Here is a 16,337-nt window from a genome sequence, read left to right on the forward strand (position 1 = left end):
AGGGAATTGACAACTCTAAAACAATTTGAAATTTCTACAAAGAAGGAAGAATTGTCATAGCCTATGTGTTTAGCAGGAAAGTAACATCCCTATTTGGCCAAAGAAGTTAGAAGGAAGGAACGTCATAGCCTGCTTTATTAGTATATTCTCTTGCGAAGAGCAATTCAAGTATACTGTCTGATTTTTTATTTTTTTCTTAAAGGGGAATTTTCATGATTATCCCGCATTAACGGGCAGCCAGATTGGTGAGGGTGATTAAAGTTTCACTTTATAAATAGGGAGACCATCACATGCCCTTTTTATAATGCTATTACGGGAGGATTTTTATTTTTGATATATTATACCATTTATTTAATGGTATAATATGGTATGCGTTCTGTGGAATGGAGTTGAATGAGTATTATAAATACAAAAGGTGAAATTAAAAAAACGAAAAGAAAAGTATTACTAACTATACTTACTATGTTAGTAATTATAATTGGATTTGGATATTGGAAACTTTTTAGTTTGCAAGGTGTTCCAAAAGGGGAATTAATTCGAACAGTGAAATCTCCAGATGGAAAATATCTCATCAAGACTTATTTTCATAATGCAGGATCATTAAGTGCGGATGCTGTTAGGGGTGAATTAGTTAACCTTGATACAGATTCAGAGAAAAATATATATTGGAACTATCCAGATACAGATCCATATATTGAATGGGTAAATAAGAATATTGTTAGAATTGGAGATCAAACTTTAGATGTTTCACAGAAAGAAACCTATGATTGGCGTGATGACGATAAGCACGTTAAAGAAATGCCTAAACAGTTTATTAGATAAAATAAGAAAAATTAAATTTATTTAATCTTATTCGTTTAACTATAGATAGGATTATATGAGTGAAAAAGTCCATTTAGATTTTCTAAATGGACTTTTTTAGATTTCTAGATACGACTACTGATAAAAATGGAACAAACTTGTTATTTAGGTTGTCTATTAAGTATACGTATAAAACAGGGGTTCATGATAGTTCACTCATTTTATGAAAAGTGAGATGCAAGAGAGTGATATCCGATACACTCTTTAATTGTATCGATATGTATAACATCTAAAAAACATATATTCTTGAAAGAGGTTGAAAATGTATGATAGTCTTAAACAAGTTTTTTAACATTTTACATTACAAAAAGATGGTACCTGTAGTATTTCTTTCATGTGCAACGCTTATAGGCTGTTCTGATGGTAATACTCAATCTGAATTACCTAAACAAACGAAACAAACAAATCAAATCAAACAAGAAATTACTGGTAATGATTCTTTTGTTAAACTTGAAAAAGAATTTGATGCTAAACTCGGTATTTATGCATTGGACACTGATACGAATCAAACCGTTACTTATCAATCAGATGAACGGTTTGCATACGCATCTACCCACAAAGCTTTAGCTGTGGGAGTACTTTTACAAAAGAAATCAATAGAAGATCTAAATCAAAGAGTTTTGTATACCCGTGAAGATCTTGTTAATTACAATCCAATTACAGAAAAGTATGTTGATAGTGGTATGACCCTGAAAGAGCTTGCAGATGCTTCTCTTCGATATAGTGATAATACTGCACAAAATCTTATTCTTAAACAATTAGGTGGACCTAGTGAATTCAAAAAATCACTAAGAGAAGTAGGAGACACCGTTACAAATCCTGAACGTTTTGAACCAGAATTAAACGAAGTGCCTCCAGGAGACGTACGTGATACTAGTACCCCAAAGGCATTAGCTACTAGTCTTCAGGCTTTTACGCTAGGAGATGTACTTTCAACTGAGAAACGGGATTTATTAATAGATTGGATGAAAAGGAATACTACCGGAGACAACTTAATTCGTGCCGGAGTTCCAGGAGGATGGGAAGTAGCTGATAAGACTGGCTCGGGATCTTATGGAACCAGAAATGATATCGCAATTATTTGGCCACCAAATAAAAAACCAATTGTTCTTGCGATACTTTCTAATCATGATAAAGAGGATGCTAAACACGATGATAAGCTTATTGCAGAAGCAACCAAGATAGTGTTAGATGCTTTAAAAGTGACAAATAAATAATAATAGTAACTAGTTATTATTATTTTCCCGGTTTTTCGTCACAATATTGTGAGTCATGATTTTGCTAGCGGACTAATGTTTATGGGGTTCTTCGTTGGAGTTGCATTTTTAGCAACGATGGCAAGTTGCTTAATGTTTAAAGTTCTGTCGGGAGCATCAAAAGATGTGGCACGTTATCAAACGTTTCGTAAAATTGTTGTCCGCCGAGAATTATTAACAAACTCAATCTATAAAGAGTTATACTTCATATTTTTATTCCCAGCAATTGTCGGGATTACTCATATATTATTTGGTATGAACATGTTTAGTCCTATTTTAATCAATCCGTACTCTCGTATTTGGTTACCACTTGTTATTTTTGTAGTAATTTATTCGATTTATTACTTGATTACAGTTCAATTATATAAAGGAATTGTACTCTCGAAAAAAAGATCAATGTAATGATGTTATTCATAAAGAATGATAGATAATCCTTTTTGGAAAGAACAATTAAGAGAGAGATAACATTAATTATCGACTGTATCGAAAGTGAAATCACTTCTTTACAGAAGGAGATGGAGAATTAAGTCAATCGAATGAATATTATAGCCTGCTAATATCCCAGAGTATGTTATAAATAATATTGCCACTTGGGTGCAAGGAAGATTGAAATGAAATTAGCAACCATATTTTTAAATAGTTATTTTCAGAGGCAACAAGTGTATTAGGGAGGGGGCATTTGGCTTAGAGGAATCTTCATGTGAAAAGACCTGAAACAGCCTTCCCTATAGCAATAATAAAGATGTCTAATTTCTAATATAGAAAATAATAGCGTTGCTACATTCAATATGTAGCAACGCTATTTAAATTTTTTAAACAGGGTTAAATTTTTCAAGAAATTTACCTATAAAAAATGATATCCAATTAAATTCATAAGTTTATCCTCTATGTATTTTGTAACTACATTTCATCTTGCTGTAAAGAAACAAAAAACACTTTTTTATTCAATAATTCCAATTTCTAGAGCCTTTTGAACAGCTTCTTCTTTGTTACTGACTCCTAGCTTTGTATAAGCTGTGGAAGCATAATTTCTGACCGTACCATTCGATAAATATAACCTTGATGCTATGGTAGTGTAACGAAGTCCTTTTGCTACTAGCTGTAATATTTCTATTTCCCTAGCTGTTAGCTCATAAGCGGTTGCTTTTGATTGTGGTGTCTCTTTTTTCTCATCAAACTTCTCAAATATTTTGTGAGACATTCCCTGATCAATTAGTGTCCCACCTTTGTGAATAAGTCGGATCGTATTGGCTAGCTCCAACGTTTCAATAGATTTAAGTAAAAAACCATCCGCACCGTTGCGAAGTGATTCCACTGCCTGTTCGGTATCTTGAAACGTTGTAAAAATCAATACGCGGATATGTGGCCATTGTTGCTTAATCTTTTTGGTTGCTTCGATTCCATCCATGTGCTGCATATCTAAATCCATAAGTATAACATGGGGTTGAAGGCGCCCACACAAATCGATGGCTTGATTGCCATCCTCAGCCAAGCCGACTACATTTAAATCTTCATATCTATCGAGTAGTGTCCTCAAACTTTCTCGAACAAATGGCTGATCGTCTACAATTAACAAACGAATAAGTCCATTTTTTATTTCAGTTTGTCGCGGTATGGTGCATGTAACAAGCATTCCTTCTTCTGGCTTTGTATATACAGACAAATGACCTTGCAAGTTCATTGCCCGTTCTTTCATCGCATTCATACCGAAGCCTTCCTGCCATTCTACATTTCCTTTTCCATTATCTTGAACTTCTAACCTCGTATATTGTTGTTCAAACTGCAATGAAACTATAATTTCAGTCCCTTGACCATGACGTACTGCATTCGTAAGGGACTCCTGTAAGCAACGAATGAATGTGATCTTCGCTTGCCGAGATAGTTGATATTCCTCTCCGAATGTCCTAAAACTTACATTTACCTGAGCGTGCTCCTGAAATTCGGCTCCAAGATTTTGTAGAGATTGAATTAAGGAAGGCGATTGACATGGAGAATCCATTTGATGTAGGTAACCTCTCACGTCCTCGATGCTTTTACGTCCCATTTCAAGCAGAGAATCTAGCCTCTGTATACCCATTTCAGTAGCAAGTTCGGTACGCAACGTTTCCATCCCCATAATAATAGAAGTATAAGCGTGACCAACTGTATCATGAAGCTCATTCGACAGTCTGTTCCGTTCTTCTGCCAATGTAATGCGTTCAATTTGAGACATATATTGCTCAAGTACCGCGTTTTGTTTACGAATCGCTTCATTTTGCTTATGATTGACGATTAGTAAATGGAAAGCGAATCCCATTACATAAGCAAGTCCATAGTAGGTAACCATAATCCAATAGCTATTACTTGGTGCAACCGCATAGAGAATTCCAGTTGTTATAAAAACTGTTGTTGGAGCTGTCCAATAATAGGACAAATGCTTACTATTCGCAGCAATTAGAAACACCGATATAAGAAATGTCTTGTTAGCTTCCGGAAATAAGGAGGTTAAATATATACACAGTCCACCATATAGCAGTATTTCTGTGGACAAGTAATATTTGTAATTGAACAGTAAGGCTACCCATGGAATAGAGAAGGCAACAACCTCCCAAAAAATAATAATCCAAAGTGGTAGTGTCAAACTATTCTGAAAATCTAACGTGATTACGACGATAGAGACACTAACAAGTATACGGACTCCTAACATAATCCAATCGTACCAAAACCAATACTTAACCATATCTAACAAGTTATTCCCCCCCCTAAGTAGCCTACCATTTTACTTCCTATATTATAAATTAATCCTTCATACATTGTTATACTTTTTAATTTTACACTACAATTTTCTCGCAAAAGGGAAACTTCTATCGATTTAGTTGCCGAATCATGCTACGGGTATAGCCACCAATTTTCTTTGTCAAACGTTCTACTATTCTAATACTTATGGCGGTAAATACTATACCCATAAACATTACAAAGAGTGACTTGGCAAAAGTATCTATCTGTATGAATATAATATTCATTTCAATGTAGCGATACAGTAGTGGTGCCAACAGGAACATAAGTGGCATTACATAAAAAATGATTGTACTAATGAGACTGAAAATGCCAATCACTAATTTCTGCATTAACCAAAAGACAGCAGACCAAGTGCGACGATCAGTAAGCACTAATTTCACCTGAGTCCAGTTCGATGTATCTATTGTTATACTTCTGTCATAAGAGTCTGTTGAAATATCTGTATAAATTTTCGTCTGTATGCGTTCGAATTGAATAAAAGGTGTAGTAGTCTGTAGTACACGTATAATTAGTGGAATCCCAATTACCGTAAATGAAAGGGTGAAGCTGAATAGCAGAGCTATTAGATAAAAACAAAAATAAAACAACCCTGTAACGAAAGTTAGCAATAAAAAATAACCATTCTGTATGAATCTTGATTTCATAAAGTTCATCGCTCCTATCTATATAATAACCGAATCATACTGCTTTTTTTGTCATTCTCACTAGTGTAAAAGTGTCATATGACATTTCTAAATGATGTTAAAAAGGGGAGAACAACCTACTTCTGGTTAAAAAAGATGCGTATATTAATCTCCATAAAACAATCCCGTTTTTGCATCTGCAAGAACGGGATTGTTTTGTATTTTTATTTAATATGAGAGTGACTTGTTTTTCGAATATGAAAAATAATATCAAATTGCTCAAGCAATGATTTATCAAAGTATACAGATTTGTTCGGTAAGAGTCGTGCCCCTATACTGAGTAATGGTCTTTTTGCTTTAACCCATTTCTTTGCTGGTCCTTTAAGGTGACGATTATCTAATAAAAACATTTCATATGGTACTTTTCCGAGGGTATAATTGAAACTATTTACATCTTGTGGAATCAGATCCGTTATAATCTTATCTTGGGTGTCGTTGTATAAGGTGACATTCCCCTCCGTAGTTGTACTGCCAATTGTGACATAATTATTGTCTAAACGTTCCTTCAAAAACTGCCCCGAGGCATAAGGGTATGATTCCTCATCGATAATTCCTTTAGCCATATGAATATTGTGTGTCCACACTATCGTTTTACCACCCAATCTCTCTTGTGCCCACATTGCATGATCGGCCATGTATTGCTCATGTAGCTTTAACAGACTTGGAAAGTCGTTAGGAAGTAGCATTGTGGTAAATTTCTCTATTGCACTTGCCGTTGCTTTCGCCCAGATGTACTCGGGTGAAGCTATTTCTGTGTTGGCTTGCCCATTCTCATCTTTTAGTAATTGGGCTACTCTCTCAGCGTTTGCCTTGAACTTTTCTCTTATTTCAGGAGCAAGTTTCATATATTCCTGTAAACTGCCAGTAAAAGACGGCAATTCTTTATAATTTTCTTCTACTTCTGCCAGCAAATCTGGTCGATGCACCCTTACATAATCAATTACTTTATTAAAGCAACCTTGGTCCAACTCCTTTAAGTCGAGCCCAATAAATTGGATCTTTTTTTTATTGGATGGATCAGCATTATAATCTTTCATCCACTCAACCATGGCTATAATTTCATCAGTAGGATATAACAAGTTTAAAAATTCTCTAGGGTTTCCTTTTCCTGTTTGGATATATTCATTTAGTTTTAAGCCGTTTCCCCAATCTTCTTCCATTGTGAAGTTTGTAAAACCCATCTCAGTAACCAAATATTTCACAAGGCGAAACTTCATAGTGAAAATTTCAGAGCTTCCATGAGTATTCTCTCCTAATCCTACATATTGTGCGCTCCCAATCATTTTCTTAAGTGGTTTTAAATCCTCAAATGATTTTGACGGCTCTATCGTTTTTAATGGATAAGCCTGTGATTGTATTGATTTAACTATATTTTTTTGTATTGATTGATTTGAATTTTCGACTGCTACTGTTTGAGCCTTTCCTACTTCTACACATCCTGTGACTAATAAAGCTGTACTAACCATTGCAATTATTCTTTTCTTATTCATTTTTTCCACCTCAATTGAATTATTTGTAAAAGCAAGATTGATTCATTGTACTTGCACGAATCAATTGCCTTAATTCAATTGTTATCTATCCCATATCATATTTTCTAGTTACATATTGTCATAAAGTTAATTGACACAGATCATATGCTAATCATTACACTTTTGTACTATCGGCTATGACAACTTATAAATAATAATTACATTGATGAGTCGTAAGTAAGACTAGATTATAAATGGGGGAGGGATTTTAAAGATGAATGAATTTGTATACAAAAATATTTTTATTCTAAGTTGTGTCTGTGGAAATGACAAGAAGTATATTCGATAAACAAGTGAATTATAGGGGAAGGGCGGATTACAATGATATTAAACGCAAAATCGTTCCACAATAAAGATAAAATCCAACGTGCTAAAATAGGACTTCAACTTTTTCTGAGTATCTTAATCATTACTTCAATTATCCTAAATGTAGTAGTAATAATTACGAAAAGTATGCCACTTATTGTGGTATATATGTTTACCCCAGCATTATCTTCTATTTTGACTCGCATAATACTGAAAGAAGGGTTTAAAGATGTATCTTTTAGTCTCGGTAACTTAAAGATATGGAAGGGGATCGGTTTTGCTCTGCTAATCCCTATGATTATTTGTGGAATTACTTATTCTATCGCCTGGTTGAGCGGAATTGCGGGGTTTCAGTATCCCGAAGTTGGTATGTTTATTTTAGAACCGATCTACAATATGCTTGGGCTTCAGTATGTAACGGCACCATTCAGCTTCATTTATCTAGTAGTATTGAGCGGCATTTTCGGAAGTTTGCTTGGCTTAATCCCAGCTTTGGGAGAAGAAATGGGTTGGCGAGGTTATATGCTCACAAGGCTAGTCGATGCAGAGTTTTCACGGCCCATCCTTATTAGTGGATTGATTTGGGCAACGTGGCATGTTCCAATAGTTATTGCTGGTCTATATGTAGCGGGACCATCTGTCGTTCTTTCAGTACTTGGTATCTATCTTTGTATTGTACCATTCGGTTATATTATAGCTTATTTACGACTTATCACAGGCAGCATTTGGCCTTCGGTTATCATCCATGCTACTTGGAATGCCATTATTCAAGGACCTTTCACACGTGCAAGTACAGGGTATCAAACTGAGATTTGGATTGGAGAATCTGGCTTGATAACCGCTAGTATTATCTTGATTACTGCAATAATTACGTCTCGAATCGTGAATTTTACTAAATAGCATACGGATGTGTTTTAAATTCAATTAGTGAAATATGACGAGGCGAAATAAGATGCTCCTAAAAATATTAGAAAAAATCTAGTTGAACAGACTCTTACTTCATCTTAGGCTGCTGGATATGTGGGGGACATCAAGCTAAGAAAATAAACTTGGTTGCCATAAAAAACATAATGTTTTCATTTAAAGGCTATGAGATGAAATTTCATCATCTTCATCAAGTTTGACCTTCAGGAAATAAAAAGTTAAACGATTATACAAATACTCTAACTGAAAAAACGATAGTCCTTCTACATTTTAGATAGAAGGACTATCGTTTATTTTTTTGACAAAATTAGGAGGTGATGTTCATAAAATGGATAATATAATTCGTATTTGCGTAAAGAGAAAAAGTTTTCCAAAGAAGATGTAGTTAATTTCCTTGGTATAACGGTTGATTGAAATTTCATTTTATAACTTGTAAAGGGCTGTGCAATGCATCGTACTATTGAAAAATCTAAATTTAATCATTAAATTGCGATAAAATGTGGTCGGAAATAATGAAATTTTAGGAAAAATAAGGTACACTAGTTTATGATTTTAGTTGAAAATCGTTTGACGTTAATGCATACGGGGGAAAGATTGATGAACAACAATACAACAAATGAATCAGTTGAAGAAATTGATCAAAAACGAGTAAGATCAAAAAAACGTTATACAAATTGGAAGTTTATTGCAGCGGGTATTGGTGTAATTGCACTTCTTATTGGGGGAATGAGTTATTATCAGGCAACTCACTTCAATTCGAATGTTACAATTAATGACACAAAAGTTGGTGGTCTGAGCGCTGATCAGGCAATACAGAAATTAAAGACATCTGGACTAGCAAACAAAGTCTATGTTGATCAACAACAAATTTTAGATGAAAAAGATACAAAAACGGAACTTACGGAAAAAGATTTGCCTCAAGTTAAGAAACTATTAAAAAACCAGTGGACATTTTTCCCTTCCTCAAAGGTAGAAAATTATTCATTGCTACCAGAGAAGGCAGATCAGTATCGTAGTGAAACGTTGAAAAAACTTGTAGAAGAAAAGCTCATCTCTATGAATGAGAAATTAAAAGCGCCTCAAGATGCTATGGCGAAGCTAGAACAAGGGAAAATTGTTATTTCGAAAAGTGTTGAAGGAAAACAGTATGATGTTACTAGTCTACTGAAAGATTATGATAAGCAAAAATATAAAAGCGAAATTCATCTGAAGTCTGCATACATAAAACCTATTAAAGAAGACGATCCGATTGTCAAAAAAGAGGAGAAAGCACTACAGAATCTTCTTGGGCAGTCTGTTGAGTATAAAGTGCAGGATGAAGTTTATCCTTTAAAAGCGAAAGATTTAATTCAAAATGCCTCTATGTCAAAGGATATGAAAGTTACAATTGATGCGAGTGACATTAAGAAGAAAATTACTGAAATTAATAATGCCAAATCAACATTAAATAAAGATTTCTCATTTAAAACTCATTCCGGTTCAGTCATATCAGTAAAAGGAGAAGGATACGGCTGGGCACTAGATGTTGAAAAAGAAACTAAACAAGTTCAACAAGCCTTTGAGAAAGGCGAAAAATCGCTTTCTGCTTCTAATATTCACGGGAATGGTTGGGAGAAGGAAGGCATCGGTTATAAAACAACATCGAATAATGGCATCGGAGACACGTATGCAGAAGTTTCAATTGCAGAGCAACAAATTTGGATTTACAAAGATGGAAAATTAGTTGTTACAACAAATGTAGTAACTGGTAAACATAGTACTGGTGAAGATACATCACCAGGTGTGTGGTACGTCCTATATAAACGAACACCATATACGCTAAGAGGTAACGCAGTAGGAAAAGCTGATTATGCGGTTAAAGTAGATTACTGGGTCCCATTCACAAATAGTGGTCAAGGATTCCACGATGCCGGCTGGCGCAAAGACTGGGGAAATAATGCTTATTTAACAGGAGGATCAGGTGGGTGTGTGAACCTTCTTCCTAATGTTGCAAAAACTGTATATGATAGTTTGAACACGTATGATCCAGTTATTGTGTATTAAAAAATAGCTACGTATCAAGAAATAAACAAAGCAGGAAATCTTACCTGATGGTATATGAAAAAACACCTCTTGCATTCGCATACTAAGTGTGCAAATGCAATGGAGGTGTTTTTGTTTGAATACAAGAGCGTATTGCTTATAAGAAACAAAGTAGAAAGAAATAATAAGTATTCAAATAGTCAATAAAATTGACAATGAATATCATTTTCACTTAATATAGAATCATTGCATTTAATTAGACATGAATTTTTTGTTAATATAATAGATTTCTATTAAGTTGTCACATTTAAGAACTATCATTAAATATTTTAAGAATTTAAACGTAGGAAAGGGTAATATAAAATGAACTGGAAAAAAGGCGGATTATGGGTTATTATTTTTTTCGTTGTAAAAGGCACGATTTCTACACTTTTAATCGTTACAGGTGCTAAATATTTTGATTTATCATTTATGCAACTTATCTTATTAATTCTGACCTTATTAGTGATTTCTCTAATAAGCCGAAAATTGCTGTATAGACATAAACAAAACAAAAAGCAAAAAGAGCTAAATATATAATGGAGCCCCAGAGACCTTTGGATTTCTGGGGTTTTATTTTGATAGTTTTTTCGCATGTATATCAATTTAACAGAATAGGTTGTCCAAAATGATAAAATCGATGATGTTTAAAATGCGTCAGTTATTTTTAATAACGATTGATACCCGTATTTCTACAATCTGTATAAATGACTCAAGCTTCGCATCTTATGAATTCCCTGAAGTGCTAAACCTAAGCAAAGTAATGAACTATCTTAAGGAAGAAAGTTGAGTTAGCTAATCGCATATATTTTATTGAAAGGATGTGATTGAATTATGGAACGGCCGAATTGGGGAATTGGAGGATTAGTATTCGTTGGCTGTATGTTTCTTGGTGGAGGAGTGGGATCTATGTTAGGTAATGCCCAAACTGGATGGCTAATAGGAATGGGCGCTGGATTTCTTGGTATGGCTTTAACGAGACTGTTCAGAAAATAATGTAACTGAGATTCTTCTTCTGGTAAATAAGGAAATATGTAAGTAAGTCATGGCATAAGAGTTCTATAAATTATAGTTAGAATCTTCTCTTTTGTATTTGTCTTTTCTAAATTTCTCCATACATAGATATAATTCTCAAGTCGGAGGATGGCACCTTAGGGTGTCTTTTTTATGCTCTTTAAAAATGTCTTACCATTATAATAGCTGAGTTTTGCTTTCAGTCTCCGATGTCCATTAAGCATAAAATAAAAATTCTGCACCATTTAAACTCTGATAACAATTCATACGATCAAGAATAATTGAGTTAATAGCTTTCGGTAGATCGCCATCATTTTTTTATAATAGATTAGATTCATTGCCGTTTCAGACCTATGTATGAATTCATAATCTAATAGTAAAAGGAGGAATGATTAAAGGTATGGCGGTTAATGAGGAATCAATTTGTCAACAGTTTGCAAGAATCATTGGCGGTCAAGAAGGATTCGCTGGTGGGAAATGCGTGGCAACAATAAACCGAGATGAAATACGAGCAACAATCTTGGGAAAACGTTTTAGAGTAACAACTTCCTTTTCATTCGAATCACGAGACAATAAAACTGGACGGGCATTATGCCTAGGCCGAGTAGCACTCTTACAAAAAGAAGTCACTGAATTTGTGGCGACAATTATTAAACAAGGAATAATCGTTTCGTCTATACACAATGAGTGGTTATGTGATGATCCAAATTTAATTTACGTTAATATCGAAGACGTTGATGACCCACTAAATTTTGCAAGAAAAGTGAGAAGAGCGTTATGCACGTAATCAATTTCTTTAGTTAAACGAGTGATTATATTAAATTGAAAAGTTCAGCGTGTTGGATGGTTTTATAAAACGAAAGAAGGCGTTTCATATTTGGAATGCCTTTTCTTTATGTGTTCGTTACTAATGTGGGTGGTTAACTGATTATATGCTGTTTATCTTGCAACAGCAAGAACTGGACGAGGTATCTTTAAAGATGTTTGACTGTCTATAGATACCATATTTTATCAAATGTTATTAGCATATCATAAAACGATAAGGGAGAAATCGCCTTCATACCAACCAATCAAAATCTTGAGGTACTATTCTTTATGTTGTAAGGTTCCACTATTATTTTCATCAATTACTCAACGTATTGCTTCGATGTTTTCTGGAGTCATTTTAATAAATCCTTGCTTTTCATGAGATAATACTTTTTGATGAGTCATTTTGTGCATGGCATTGATTATATGACGATTAGAATTGAGGTCAAGTATTACCTCTTCACCTTTAATTCTATCAGTCTGCTTTTCCTTAACTCCTGATTATATTAGCTTCAATAACATATGATCATTCTTAAGAATGTCATTGAAATGTACGAATAGATGTTAGTGCAGCAAAATAAATTGTGTTATGATATGAGGAAATATAAAGCTATGTAACGGAGGGAATAACATGCCGCATGTTGTGTTTCGTGGAATTACTACTGAACAATTAAAAAGCATAAGCAAGCCATTAGTAGAAGAACTCGCAGATATCTGTGAGTGTGGTACGGATAATTTCACCTTGGAATTACCAAGTTCTACGTTTGTATTCAATGGAGAAGAAATAGAAGCGTTTCCTCTTATTGAAGTGAAATGGTTCGAGCGTGGACAGGAAATTCGTGATCGATTTGCCAAGGCCATTACTACATATGTAATGGATTTTGGACTTCCAGAAGTAGAGGTTGTATTTACAGTTTTCACAGAATCAGCGTATTATATTAACGGGAAGCATTGTGCAAGTTAGAGCTATTAGAAAGATTTTTATTCCTATAATAAAATATGTTTCGTTAAAAACAAGGGCCGGAATTCCGGCTCCTTTTCTATCCCGCAAAATAAAGTCTTACTTTATCTCTCCGTCTCAAAAAACTCAATCCACTCTCCATCAGGGCCAGCGAAGAATATGTAACGTGTTCCATCTGGTAATGTTTCAATTTCTTCTCCTAGTAAAAAGGTTACTTTTTGTTTCTTTAGTCTTTCGATCTCATCCTCTAATGAATCCACTTTAAAGCAAATGTGATGTACTTTTCCTTCTGCCGGAAGAGAAGAGTTGTAGCCTTCAATGAGTTCTAGTATCGTTTCTTTTGATTCTTCTACACCTAAAAAAGCGAGTTTTAAGTCTGGATTCGGATGACCCATACGTTTCATGAGCTGTAAGCCGACTACTTCTTCATAAAATGAAATAGATGTTTCTAAGTTTGCAACCATAAGTCCAACGTGTTCAATTCTTCTAACTGGCATGTAGATTCCTTCTTTCTGAAAATTATATACAATATATTATTGAAAATTAAGAAAATAAGCAAGATAAAAACCTTACAAATTTTAGCGTGTTATATGGTATAGTGAGAAAGTATGTTTGGGGAGAAGGAAGGAGATTATACGATGAATACAACTACTCAAACTCCTTCATTATCGGAAACGATGAAAGAGTGGCATTATGCATTAGCGTATGAAATTAAACATTGGAAAACGATAGGTGGTAGTAAAATTGCTATCATGAACGGTCGTTTTTTATATACAGATTATGAAAGTACAGTATACGTATTTCAGCTTATTTCGGAAGTAAGCTTACCTGAAGGTTCACCCATTCGAATTGAGTTCGATGGTGAGGAAGCGACAGGGGAAGTATTATCTATACATGGATTAGAAATAGAGCTGAAATTAAATGATTATATACAAGGTGAAATAAGAGAAGCGGTTTTATATAGTGAACCGTGGCAATTGTTAGAGCAACTACAAGAGCGATTGAAAGAAGCACGTAAAGATAAGCTGAAACGTAATCGTATAAAGCGTCTTGTTGATGGGACGAGCAGTCCGAAACATATTGAGAAGATGAAAAATCCAAAAAATGAACTGGCATATCGTTCGTTTTATAATCCGACAACGTACGTATGGGGACCGCCGGGAACAGGGAAGTCTTACAATTTATCACGTATTATTTCGGCTCATTATCAAAAAGGAAAATCGGTACTTGTGTTGGCTCATAGTAATGCGGCAGTAGACGTATTAATGAGTGAAGTAACGAAGCAAATTGAGAAGAAAAAGAAATGGACGCCTGGTGAAATTGTTCGTTACGGTTATAGTCAACATGAACATATACGAAATCATGAAACGTTACTTGCGTCGAAGTTAGTTGAAACGACGAACGGATCTTGGGGGGAGGAAAGACTCTATTTAGAAGAGACACGACAAGATCTTCGTGAAAAAATCTTATCGTATAAAGCAACATCTGCTGATAAGAAGCGTATACAAGAGATTGAAAGTGATCTTCGAAAGCAAAAGGCTAAAATTAAAGAAGTAGAAAAAGAATATATTGAAAATGCAAAAGTAATCGGCGCAACTTTATCAAAATGTGCCATTGATTCACTTATTTATGAGCGTACATTTGATTTAGTTGTTGTAGATGAAGTAAGTATGGCATATGTTCCGCAAATTGCATTAGCTGCTTCACTTGGAAAACGTATCGTCGTTTGCGGTGACTTTTTACAGTTACCTCCAATTGCGATGGCAAATCATGAACTCGTTCGTAAATGGCTTGGGGAAGATATGTTTTACCATGCTGGGATTGTTGAGTCTGTTAATAAATCAGAAGCACACCCAAACCTATTTATGTTGCAGGAACAAAGACGTATGCATGCGGATATATCGAAGTTTACGAATTCGTTTATTTATAAAAATAGAGTACACGATCATCCGTCTGTTTCAGAGCGTAAAGAACTTGCGCAATTGCAGCCGTTCGCAAATGAAGCGAGTGTTTTATTTGATACGAGCCAAATGGGAGCTTTTTCGTTAAAAGATGCTGCTTCTGGTTCACGTTTTAACATTATGTCTGGTTTAGTAGCAATGCAAATGATGTTAATCGGATTGTTAGATGGTGTGCAATCAATTGGTATTGTGACACCTTACAGGGCGCAGTCACGCTTTTTATCAACGTGTATTAGAGAAATGTTGCAGAGAACGAAATATCAAAACATACCAGTTTTAGCGGCGACAGTTCATAAGTTCCAAGGTTCTGAAAGAGATATGATGATCTTTGATACGGTTGACAGTTATCCGCAAGAACGACCTGGCATATTATTCTTTGATCACAAAAACCATCGCCTCGTCAATGTAGCAGTGACAAGGGCGAGAGGGAAGTTCATTCAATTATCTGATTGCCATTATATGTGTAAAAACCTTTCGAGAAAACAAGCGTTATCACAATTAACAGCTCATATAGAACGTCACGGAGATGTGTATGATCGTACGACATCAAGACAATTGTGGGAACGGAAAATTTCGAAACGTTTACGCTGGTTTATGGAAATGAATCTTGAGGAAACGAAAGGGGTATTAAAAGATATTTTAGCCTCAAAACGAAAAATTATTATTTCACTTCCAAGTACAAAACAAGTGGATAAGCGAGTATGGCAAGCGTTAATGCGTACAAATGCGCAAATAACAGTTTATAGTGATGGACCAGTTCCACTGAAAAATGTAAAGTTACAAAGACAAAATAAAGCATTCCCGTTTATCGTAATTGATGATGAAATCTTCTGGGCAGGCGCACCGCTTACATCTCAAATGATGTTTGAAGGTAGTACGGAATTTCCGTACGTATGTGCAAGACTGCAAGCACCTGAGACAATTGGTGTATTAAAAGGATTTTTAGATATTCGGTAAATTCGGATAGGAATTCCTTGACTTTTACTTGGAATGAACTTAGAATAAAAAATAATTTAATATAATTTTATGAAAATTCTTATCACGAGAGGTGGAGGGACTGGCCCTATGATACCTCGGCAGCGGATTCGTTAGGAATACTGTGCCAATTCCAGCAAGGTAACTTGAAAGATAAGAAAGAAGCTCATTTTGACTGTATATACAGAAGCCTCTTTCTATCTTTTAGAAAGAGGCTTTTT

Annotated in this window: 13 protein-coding genes, 3 pseudogenes and 1 riboswitch; of the genes and pseudogenes, 11 read left to right on the forward strand and 5 right to left on the reverse strand. The window is 34.8% G+C overall.

Annotated elements, in window-relative coordinates; translation table 11 throughout:
- Positions 1-393 precede the first annotated feature (393 nt).
- The 4 genes and pseudogenes from ACXKY9_RS12110 to ACXKY9_RS12125 form a co-directional block, all read left to right on the forward strand.
- Positions 394-822 (forward strand): DUF5412 domain-containing protein, encoded by a 429-nt coding sequence (locus ACXKY9_RS12110; RefSeq protein ID WP_000022542.1) that lies wholly within the window; start codon positions 394-396, stop codon positions 820-822.
- A gap of 305 nt (positions 823-1,127) precedes the next feature.
- A complete protein-coding gene (gene bla, locus ACXKY9_RS12115) occupies positions 1,128-2,078 on the forward strand; it encodes a class A beta-lactamase (RefSeq protein WP_000636457.1) in 951 nt (316 codons plus the stop codon).
- Between the two features lie 45 nt (positions 2,079-2,123).
- Positions 2,124-2,519: pseudogene (locus ACXKY9_RS12120) on the forward strand (ABC transporter permease); the annotation flags it as partial.
- A gap of 21 nt (positions 2,520-2,540) precedes the next feature.
- Positions 2,541-2,732 (forward strand): annotated as a pseudogene (locus tag ACXKY9_RS12125) (alpha/beta hydrolase); the annotation flags it as partial.
- Positions 2,733-3,057: 325 nt separating this feature from the next.
- Here the strand turns inward: ACXKY9_RS12125 and ACXKY9_RS12130 are convergent.
- The 3 genes from ACXKY9_RS12130 to ACXKY9_RS12140 form a co-directional block, all read right to left on the reverse strand.
- Positions 3,058-4,845, reverse strand: a complete 1,788-nt coding sequence (locus tag ACXKY9_RS12130; protein WP_000886425.1) for a helix-turn-helix transcriptional regulator — start codon at positions 4,843-4,845, stop codon at positions 3,058-3,060.
- Positions 4,846-4,960: 115 nt separating this feature from the next.
- Positions 4,961-5,539, reverse strand: coding sequence for a sensor domain-containing protein (locus ACXKY9_RS12135; RefSeq protein ID WP_002101109.1), 579 nt, complete (start codon positions 5,537-5,539; stop codon positions 4,961-4,963).
- Between the two features lie 203 nt (positions 5,540-5,742).
- Positions 5,743-7,068: an erythromycin esterase family protein gene (locus ACXKY9_RS12140; RefSeq protein WP_001036181.1), complete on the reverse strand. Its 1,326-nt coding sequence runs from the start codon at positions 7,066-7,068 to the stop codon at positions 5,743-5,745.
- Between the two features lie 360 nt (positions 7,069-7,428).
- Between ACXKY9_RS12140 and ACXKY9_RS12145 the strand changes: the two genes are divergently transcribed.
- The 5 genes from ACXKY9_RS12145 (at position 7,429) to ACXKY9_RS12165 (ending at position 12,199) form a co-directional block, all read left to right on the forward strand.
- Positions 7,429-8,313: a CPBP family intramembrane glutamic endopeptidase gene (locus ACXKY9_RS12145; protein WP_000602506.1), complete on the forward strand. Its 885-nt coding sequence runs from the start codon at positions 7,429-7,431 to the stop codon at positions 8,311-8,313.
- Between the two features lie 621 nt (positions 8,314-8,934).
- Complete coding sequence (locus ACXKY9_RS12150; RefSeq protein ID WP_001064059.1) at positions 8,935-10,380, forward strand: L,D-transpeptidase family protein; 1,446 nt, start codon at positions 8,935-8,937, stop codon at positions 10,378-10,380.
- A gap of 342 nt (positions 10,381-10,722) precedes the next feature.
- Entirely contained in the window at positions 10,723-10,938 is a 216-nt protein-coding gene (locus tag ACXKY9_RS12155) for a hypothetical protein (RefSeq protein WP_001104104.1), read from the forward strand.
- A 294-nt stretch (positions 10,939-11,232) separates the two neighbouring features.
- The gene (locus ACXKY9_RS12160; RefSeq protein WP_000441008.1) at positions 11,233-11,394 is read left to right on the forward strand and encodes a hypothetical protein; all 162 of its coding nucleotides are present in this window, start codon (positions 11,233-11,235) and stop codon (positions 11,392-11,394) included.
- A gap of 418 nt (positions 11,395-11,812) precedes the next feature.
- Positions 11,813-12,199 (forward strand): DUF1259 domain-containing protein, encoded by a 387-nt coding sequence (locus ACXKY9_RS12165; RefSeq protein WP_001986336.1) that lies wholly within the window; start codon positions 11,813-11,815, stop codon positions 12,197-12,199.
- Between the two features lie 302 nt (positions 12,200-12,501).
- On the opposite strand, the pseudogene ACXKY9_RS12170 reads toward ACXKY9_RS12165, so the two are convergent.
- A pseudogene (locus ACXKY9_RS12170) lies at positions 12,502-12,720 on the reverse strand (DUF6241 domain-containing protein); the annotation flags it as partial.
- Positions 12,721-12,850: 130 nt separating this feature from the next.
- Here ACXKY9_RS12170 and ACXKY9_RS12175 point away from each other — a divergent pair.
- Complete coding sequence (locus ACXKY9_RS12175) at positions 12,851-13,183, forward strand: DUF1904 family protein (RefSeq protein WP_001120970.1); 333 nt, start codon at positions 12,851-12,853, stop codon at positions 13,181-13,183.
- 101 nt (positions 13,184-13,284) lie between these two features.
- Here ACXKY9_RS12175 and ACXKY9_RS12180 read toward each other — a convergent pair whose 3' ends face one another.
- On the reverse strand, positions 13,285-13,677 hold the full coding sequence (locus tag ACXKY9_RS12180) for a VOC family protein (RefSeq protein ID WP_001145286.1): 393 nt from the start codon (positions 13,675-13,677) through the stop codon (positions 13,285-13,287).
- A gap of 111 nt (positions 13,678-13,788) precedes the next feature.
- Here ACXKY9_RS12180 and ACXKY9_RS12185 point away from each other — a divergent pair, with 111 nt between their 5' ends.
- Complete coding sequence (locus tag ACXKY9_RS12185) at positions 13,789-16,098, forward strand: AAA domain-containing protein (protein ID WP_002133629.1); 2,310 nt, start codon at positions 13,789-13,791, stop codon at positions 16,096-16,098.
- A gap of 76 nt (positions 16,099-16,174) precedes the next feature.
- Positions 16,175-16,276, forward strand: a riboswitch (SAM riboswitch).
- Positions 16,277-16,337 lie beyond the last annotated feature (61 nt).

The organism is Bacillus sp. 2175 (assembly GCF_057812155.1).